6 protein-coding genes are annotated in these 7,588 nt (G+C 48.2%); all 6 read left to right on the forward strand.

Going from position 1 to position 7,588, the window contains the following annotated elements; genetic code table 11:
• The first annotated feature begins 162 nt into the window (after nucleotides 1–162).
• The 6 genes from NG821_RS10495 (at nucleotide 163) to NG821_RS10520 (ending at nucleotide 7,246) form a co-directional block, all read left to right on the forward strand.
• Nucleotides 163–1,662 (forward strand): 2-isopropylmalate synthase, encoded by a 1,500-nt coding sequence (locus NG821_RS10495; RefSeq protein WP_252761618.1) that lies wholly within the window; start codon nucleotides 163–165, stop codon nucleotides 1,660–1,662.
• A gap of 15 nt (nucleotides 1,663–1,677) precedes the next feature.
• Nucleotides 1,678–3,069 carry a 3-isopropylmalate dehydratase large subunit gene (gene leuC, locus NG821_RS10500; protein ID WP_252761619.1) on the forward strand — a complete coding sequence of 464 codons (1,392 nt, stop codon included), beginning with the start codon at nucleotides 1,678–1,680 and terminating at the stop codon, nucleotides 3,067–3,069.
• An 11-nt stretch (nucleotides 3,070–3,080) separates the two neighbouring features.
• Entirely contained in the window at nucleotides 3,081–3,686 is a 606-nt protein-coding gene (leuD, locus tag NG821_RS10505) for a 3-isopropylmalate dehydratase small subunit (RefSeq protein ID WP_252761620.1), read from the forward strand.
• Between the two features lie 50 nt (nucleotides 3,687–3,736).
• Nucleotides 3,737–5,278 carry an alpha-isopropylmalate synthase regulatory domain-containing protein gene (locus tag NG821_RS10510; protein ID WP_394802084.1) on the forward strand — a complete coding sequence of 514 codons (1,542 nt, stop codon included), beginning with the start codon at nucleotides 3,737–3,739 and terminating at the stop codon, nucleotides 5,276–5,278.
• A 26-nt stretch (nucleotides 5,279–5,304) separates the two neighbouring features.
• The gene (leuB, locus tag NG821_RS10515; protein ID WP_252761622.1) at nucleotides 5,305–6,369 is read left to right on the forward strand and encodes a 3-isopropylmalate dehydrogenase; all 1,065 of its coding nucleotides are present in this window, start codon (nucleotides 5,305–5,307) and stop codon (nucleotides 6,367–6,369) included.
• Between the two features lie 187 nt (nucleotides 6,370–6,556).
• A complete protein-coding gene (locus NG821_RS10520) occupies nucleotides 6,557–7,246 on the forward strand; it encodes a tetratricopeptide repeat protein (RefSeq protein ID WP_252761623.1) in 690 nt (229 codons plus the stop codon).
• Nucleotides 7,247–7,588: the final 342 nt, after the last annotated feature.

Raw genomic sequence — 7,588 nt, forward strand, 5'->3', positions numbered from 1 at the left:
TTATACTAAGTATTATTATTCGAATTCGACTGCATCGAGTGGCCGGAAGTGATGAGGTACGTGTATAAATTTGCGTGATAACGTATATGAGCCTTTCTCACTTCTGGATTGTGGGGAAGGCTTTTTTATTGGGTGATAGTAAATGACTAACAAGATTTAAATATGAGAGACAGATTGTTTATTTTTGACACAACACTTCGCGATGGCGAACAGGTGCCGGGTTGCCAGTTGAACACAGTAGAGAAAATCCAAGTGGCAAAACAACTAGAACTGTTGGGGGTGGATGTGATTGAAGCCGGGTTCCCTATTTCCAGTCCGGGGGATTTCAATTCTGTAGTGGAGATCAGCAAGGCTGTGACATGGCCGGTCATCTGCGCTCTGACCCGTGCGGTCCCGAAAGACATCGACTGCGCAGCCGAATCATTGAAGTATGCCAAACGTAAACGTATCCATACAGGACTGGGGACCAGTGACTATCATATCAAATATAAATTCAATTCCACGAGGGAGGAGATTCTTCAGCGTGCGGTGGACGCCGTCAAGTATGCCAAGAAATACGTTGAGGATGTCGAATTCTATGCAGAGGATGCCGGCCGTACAGACAATGAATATCTGGCACAGGTATGTGAAGCTGTCATCAAGGCAGGCGCTACCGTAGTCAATATCCCTGATACGACAGGCTATTGCCTTCCGGATGAATATGGCAACAAGGTCAAGTACCTCATGGAGCACGTCGATGGTATCGAGAAGGCTCAGATCTCCACCCACTGCCATAACGACCTGGGCATGGCTACTGCCAATACTTTGCAAGGTGTGCTGAACGGGGCACGCCAAGTGGAGGTGACTGTCAACGGCATCGGTGAACGTGCAGGAAATACGGCCCTGGAAGAGATTGCAATGATTCTGAAATGTCATAAGAACATAGGTATTGATACGAATATCAATACGGCGAAAATCTATCCTACATCCAGATTGGTATCGAGTTTGATGAATATGCCTGTCCAACCTAACAAGGCCATCGTAGGCCGCAATGCTTTTGCCCATTCATCGGGTATCCATCAGGACGGTGTCCTCAAGAACGTCCAGACCTATGAGATCATTAACCCGAAAGATGTAGGGGTAGATGACAATGCCATCATCCTGACTGCCCGCAGTGGTCGCGCTGCACTCAAATACCGCCTCCACGTCAACGGCGTCGAGGTGTCGGAAGACAAACTGAATGAGATCTATAAGAAATTCCTGGTTCTTGCCGACAAGAAGAAGGAGGTCACTGATGACGATGTCCTCGCTCTTGCAGGAGCTGCATCAGCATTGTCTCATAGCGTCAAACTCGATTATCTTCAGGTGACGACAGGCAAAGGTGTGAAGAGTGTGGCCAGCATCGGACTGGACATCTCCGGTCAGAAATTCGAAGAGAGTTCGTCAGGCAACGGTCCTGTCGATGCTGCCATCAAAGCCCTGAAACGCATCATACGCAAACAGATGACCTTGAAGGAATTCACGATCCAGGCTATCGACAAGGGTTCTGATGATGTGGGCAAAGTACACATGCAGGTGGAGTATGACGGCCATATGTATTATGGCTTCGGAGCCGATACGGATATCGTATCTGCATCTGTGGAAGCTTATATCGATTGTATCAATAAATTCAGGAACAAGTAAATTTTAAGCGAAAATATGAATACACTGTTTGACAAAATTTGGGATCGTCACGTCGTACAAATCGTCAAGGATGGTCCGACTCAACTTTACATTGACAGACTCTACTGTCATGAGGTCACTTCTCCTCAGGCGTTTGCAGGACTGAGGGCAAGAGGGCTCAAACCTTTTCGTCCGAAACAGATCTTCTGCATGCCTGACCACAATACGCCTACCCATGACCAGGACAAACCTATCCAGGACCCGATTTCGCGTAAGCAGATCGATACTCTGGACAAGAATTGCAAGGATTTCGGGCTGACCGAATATAAGATGAATACGTCGGACAACGGTATCATTCATGTCGTCGGACCTGAGAAGGCTCTTTCCTTGCCGGGGATGACCATCGTCTGTGGGGATTCCCACACCTCTACCCATGGGGCAGTGGGAGCAGTGGCTTTCGGTATCGGCACCTCTGAGGTTGAGATGGTCTTGGCTTCCCAGTGTATCTTGCAGCAGAAACCTAAGTCCATGCGCATCAATATCAGTGGCAAACTGAAACCCGGTGTGACGGCCAAGGATGTCGCCTTGTATCTGATGAGCCAACTGACAACTTCTGGCGCAACAGGATATTTTGTGGAATATGCCGGACCAGTGATCAGGGACATGAGTATGGACGGCCGCTTCACGCTTTGCAACCTGTCCATCGAGATGGGATCCAGAGGCGGTTTTGTCGCCCCTGACGAGAAGACCTTCGCTTATCTGAAAGGTCGGCAGTTTGCCCCCAAAGGAAAAGAGTGGGATAAGGCTGTCGCCTACTGGAAGACGCTGAAGAGCGGTGATGACGCCGTTTTCGATAAAGAACTCAATTTCAAGGGTGAAGACATCGAACCCCGAATCACTTTCGGGACAAATCCCGGAATGGGAATTGCCATTGACGGGAAGGTACCTGACTTAAATCAGATTCCTGCTGAGGATCAGGCTTCTTTCAAGAAAGCCTTGAATTATATGGGTTTTCATCCGGGAGAGAAACTTATGGGGCACCCTATAGACTACGTGTTCCTCGGGGCCTGCACAAATGGCCGTATAGAGGATTTCAGGGCTTTTGCCCATATTGTCAAGGGCCATCAGAAAGCTGAGGGCGTCACTGCCTGGTTGGTTCCGGGGAGTTGGCTTGTCGACCGTCAGATCCGTCAGGAAGGCCTTGACAAGATCATCGAGGCTGCAGGATTCCAAATCCGGCAACCGGGGTGCTCTGCCTGTCTGGCCATGAACGATGACAAGATTCCTGCGGGCAAGTATGCCGTATCTACCAGTAACCGTAATTTTGAAGGCCGACAGGGTCCTGGCTCACGTACCATTCTCGCCAGCCCGCTGGTTGCAGCAGCAGCTGCCATTACCGGTAAAATCACAGATCCGAGAACCCTTTAAAACGTAGAAAAATGAAACAGAAATTTAACGTCATAACATCTTCATGCATCCCATTGCCTTTAGAGAATGTCGATACTGATCAGATCATCCCTGCCCGTTTCCTCAAAGCTACTGATAAGGAGGGTTTCGGGAATAACCTCTTCAGAGACTGGAGGTACAACAAGGACAATACGCCGAAGAAAGATTTCGTGCTCAATGACCCTTCCTATTCCGGGGTGATCCTGGTAGCCGGAAAGAACTTCGGCTCAGGGTCTTCCAGGGAACACGCTGCGTGGGCTATCGCAGGGTACGGCTTCAGGGTCGTGATCAGTTCCTTCTTCGCCGACATCCACAAGAACAACGAACTCAACAACTTCGTCCTGCCTGTAGTGGTCAGCGAACCTTTCCTGAAAGAATTGTTTGACAGCATCCGGAAAGATCACAAGACGCAGGTGAAAGTCGATCTGCCCAACCAGACGGTGACTAACCTTGCGACCGGTCATTCAGAGCACTTCGAGATCAACGGCTATAAGAAGCATTGTCTGGAAGAGGGTTTGGATGATGTGGACTTTCTAGTGAAGAATTTGGATAAAGTCAAAGCTTGGGAGCAGTCTAAAGCGCTCAGCTTTCAGGATTAAAGCACGTTGATGTTATGGATAGCGGTTCAAAACAGAAAACTATTGAAATAATGGATTCGACGCTTCGTGACGGGGAGCAGACCAATGGGGTCTCGTTCCTGCCTCACGAAAAGTTGATGATTGCCAAGGCACTCCTCGAATATGTGGGGGTAGACCGTATAGAAGTTGCTTCAGCACGTGTCTCGGATGGTGAAAAGAATGCAGTCAGCATGATTTGCCGGTATGCCAGCAGTCAGAATATCCTGGACCGCGTGGAAGTCCTGGGATTCGTTGACGGCACGAAGTCTGTAGACTGGATCAAGGATTGTGGCTGCAGGGTCATCAACCTACTGGCGAAAGGGTCTGTGCGCCATTGCACTTTACAACTTCATAAAACGCCCGAAGAGCATATCGAGGACATCAAGAAGGTCATCGCGTATGCACATAGCCAGAATTTTATTGTCAATCTTTATCTTGAGGACTGGTCTTCCGGGATGATGGATTGCAGGGATTACGTCTTCCGGATGATGGATGCACTGAAAGACGAGGGGATTGCCCGGTTCCTGCTGCCCGATACACTCGGTATATTGAATCCTTTCAATACGAAGGAATATCTTGAGGCGATGGTCACCAGATACCCCGGTGTCAAATTTGATTTCCATGCGCACAATGACTATGGGATGGCTGTAGGTGACTCCTATGCAGCTGTCATAGCCGGTGCTACCGGCCTCCATGTCACTGTCAACGGTCTCGGTGAGCGTTGCGGCAATGCACCTCTCTCATCTGTACAGGTAATGCTCCACGACCAACTTGGGGTCTCTACTCGTGTTGATGAGTCGGCTCTCGTCGATGTCAGTCACCTTGTCGAGGGCTACAGCGGCATCTGTATAGCACCCAACACACCGGTCATCGGTGAAAACGTGTTTACTCAGGTTGCCGGAGTCCATGCTGACGGTGACAAAAAAGCCCATCTTTATAGTAATGCGCTCGTCCCCGAGCGTTTCGGCCGGCATCGCGAGTTTGCCTTGGGAAAGAATTCCGGGAAGGCAAATATCATCCAGAACCTCAAAGAACTAGGACTGGTGCTGACTCCTGAACAGACGAAGGCGGTCACACGCCGGATCACGGAACTTGGGGATAAGAAGGAACTCGTCACACAGGATGACTTACCTTATATCGTCAGTGATGTCTTGAAGCACAACGCACCTGAGAACAAGGTCAAACTCGTCAGTTATATGGTCTCCACCGCTTATGGGTTGAAACCTATTGCGAGTCTTAAAGTGAAGATCAACGGCAAAGACTATGAAGCGGCTCATGCCGGAGACGGTCAGTACGATGCTTTCGTGAAGGCCATGCGCCAGATCTATAAGGACAAACTGGACCGTACTTTCCCGTTTTTGGACAACTATCAAGTCAGTATTCCTCCTGGGGGACATACGGACGCTTTGGTCCAGACGGTCATATCCTGGCATTACGGCAATCGCTTTTGGCGGACAAAAGGCTTGGATGCAGACCAGACAGAATCTGCCATCAAGGCAACTCTGAAAATGCTCAACTTGTTTGAGAACGAAGAACAGAAAGCAGCTGAGGAAAAAGAATCCCCGGCTGAATAAGAATAAAGAACTTAAAAGTTTAAAGAATGAATTTGAAAATCGCTGTTCTGGCCGGTGATGGCATCGGACCGGAAATCATGAAACAGGGCGTTGCTGTCCTGGACACTGTCGGAGAGAAATTCGGACATCAGTTCACGTATACTCCAGCTGTCTGCGGGGCTCATGCCATAGATGAGGTAGGGGATCCTTTCCCTGAAGCTACTTTCAAAACGTGTATGGATGCTGATGCTGTCCTTTTCGCAGCTGTCGGTGACCCTCGTTTTGATAATGACCCTACCATCAAGGTCCGCCCTGAGAACGGACTGCTCGCCATGCGCAAGCAACTCGGTCTCTATGCGAATGTAAGACCTGTGGCTACTTTCGATTGCCTCTTGCACAATAGTCCGCTCAAGGATGAGATCATCAAGGGGGCAGACTTTGTCGTTATCCGCGAGTTGACCGGTGGTATGTATTTCGGAAAGAAATATCAGGGCAAAGACATGGCTTATGATACGGATATCTATTCCCGTCCAGAGATAGAGCGTATTCTGAAGGTCGGTTTTGAATTTGCCTTGAAACGTCATCAGCATCTGACCGTTGTCGACAAGGCAAACGTCCTTGCCAGTTCACGTCTCTGGCGTGAGGTCGCTATGGAGATGGCTAAGAAATATCCGAAAGTCAAGACGGATTATATGTTCATTGACAACGCTTCCATGCGGGTATTGACCGAACCGAGGTTCTTCGATGTGATCGTCACGGAAAACACCTTCGGCGATATCCTCACGGATGAGACCAGCAGTATTACCGGTTCTATGGGACTGCAGCCTTCTGCCTCGTTAGGTGAGCACACGCCTTTGTTCGAACCTGTTCATGGCAGTTGGCCTCAGGCTGCAGGCAAGAATATTGCCAACCCTGTCGCTGAGATCCTCTCTGCTGCGATGTTACTCGAACATTTCGGCTTGAAGGATGAGGGTGCCTTGATACGCAAGGCTGTCAATGCCAGTCTGGAAGCAAAAGTCCGTACACCTGAGATTCAGGTTGCCGGCGGCAAGAAGTATGGCACTACAGATGTAGGTTCCTGGATAGTTGACTATATCCGGACTGCAAAGTAATTTCTGAATAAAAGTTCTCATACAGAATACCTGTAGGAGAACCCACCTATCCACGACTGGGAATGTGATGATTTCCGTCGTGGATTTTTTATTCCGATGCCCGCAATCATTAATTTTATCTAACAGGTGGCATGATTCTTTGGGGCATCCTTGTTTTTTTGTAACTTTGCTGATAAAATTAATGGTCATGCATAAAGTTTTTATGATTTGCATGCTGGGGGTCTTGTTCGGACAGCCCATCATGGCTCAGAGCAATCAGACGCTAAGGGATTCCTTGGCAAATGCGACTGACATCTTGGCTTATCATCCGGATAGCGTGGATCTTCGGCTGAAGAAAGTGGCATGGAATATCAAACTCGAGCAGTGGCAGTATGCCAAGGATGATCTGGACAAGGTGCTTCATCTGCAACCGACAAATGTAGCGGGATTGTTCTATAGGGCTTTTGTGAATCAGAAACTGAACCGTTACAATTTTGCACGACTGGATTATCAGAACCTGCTGGCTATCGTACCCGGTAATTTCGAAGCAGAATTAGGTCTGGCACTTTTGAACCAAAAGGACATGCACTATACGGAGTCCTATGATGAGATCAACAACCTTGTGGATCAGTATCCTGACAGTGCCGTCGCCTATGCTGCCAGAGCGGGGATCGAAGATGAGCGGCAGATGAAAGAGGTGGCGGAATATGATTATTCCAAAGCGTTTCAATTGGATTCGGCCAACATCGATTATCTCCTGAACCGCGCAAATCTGAGAATGGACCTCAAGCGCTTTGATGACGCAGAAGCCGATTTGAACTTGGCCGTCAAATTGGGTTATCCGAGGGGAGCGCTGATAGGTTATTATCGCAAACTCAGGGATATGAAGAAAAAATAGATCAGGCTGACGAAGGAGTTATGAGTGGTGTTTTGCCCTTCTTTTTTGATCTATCGGAATCCTCGTCTCCATAACAAGACTTATAAGAATGATTGTCCTTCAGTCATTCTTTTTTGTTTTTAGAATACTTTGGAAAAACACATATTGATGATCTTTCCCTGGTCATCTTTCTGTGAGGATTTATTTTCGATTGTAGGTTATGTTACTCAGGTTAGTGTCTTAGCCTGGAAAAAGTTGACTTAAAGAAGTTAAATTTAAACCAGGAAAGAGATGAAAAAATATTACGAATTCACGGAAGCAGAGCAACGGTCAGTCCTGAAGGATTACTACGAGGGCTGTATG

The organism is Segatella cerevisiae, from assembly GCF_024054555.1.
Taxonomy (GTDB): domain Bacteria; phylum Bacteroidota; class Bacteroidia; order Bacteroidales; family Bacteroidaceae; genus Prevotella; species Prevotella cerevisiae.

What these genes read in the sequence shown, in the direction of transcription:
- leuB (WP_252761622.1), top strand. Translation starts at nt 5,305, where the DNA reads ATGAATTTGAAAATCGCTGTTCTGGCCGGTGATGGCATCGGACCGGAA.
- NG821_RS10495 (WP_252761618.1), top strand. Translation starts at nt 163, where the DNA reads ATGAGAGACAGATTGTTTATTTTTGACACAACACTTCGCGATGGCGAA.
- leuD (WP_252761620.1), top strand. Translation starts at nt 3,081, where the DNA reads ATGAAACAGAAATTTAACGTCATAACATCTTCATGCATCCCATTGCCT.
- NG821_RS10520 (WP_252761623.1), top strand. Translation starts at nt 6,557, where the DNA reads ATGCATAAAGTTTTTATGATTTGCATGCTGGGGGTCTTGTTCGGACAG.
- NG821_RS10510 (WP_394802084.1), top strand. Translation starts at nt 3,737, where the DNA reads ATGGATTCGACGCTTCGTGACGGGGAGCAGACCAATGGGGTCTCGTTC.
- leuC (WP_252761619.1), top strand. Translation starts at nt 1,678, where the DNA reads ATGAATACACTGTTTGACAAAATTTGGGATCGTCACGTCGTACAAATC.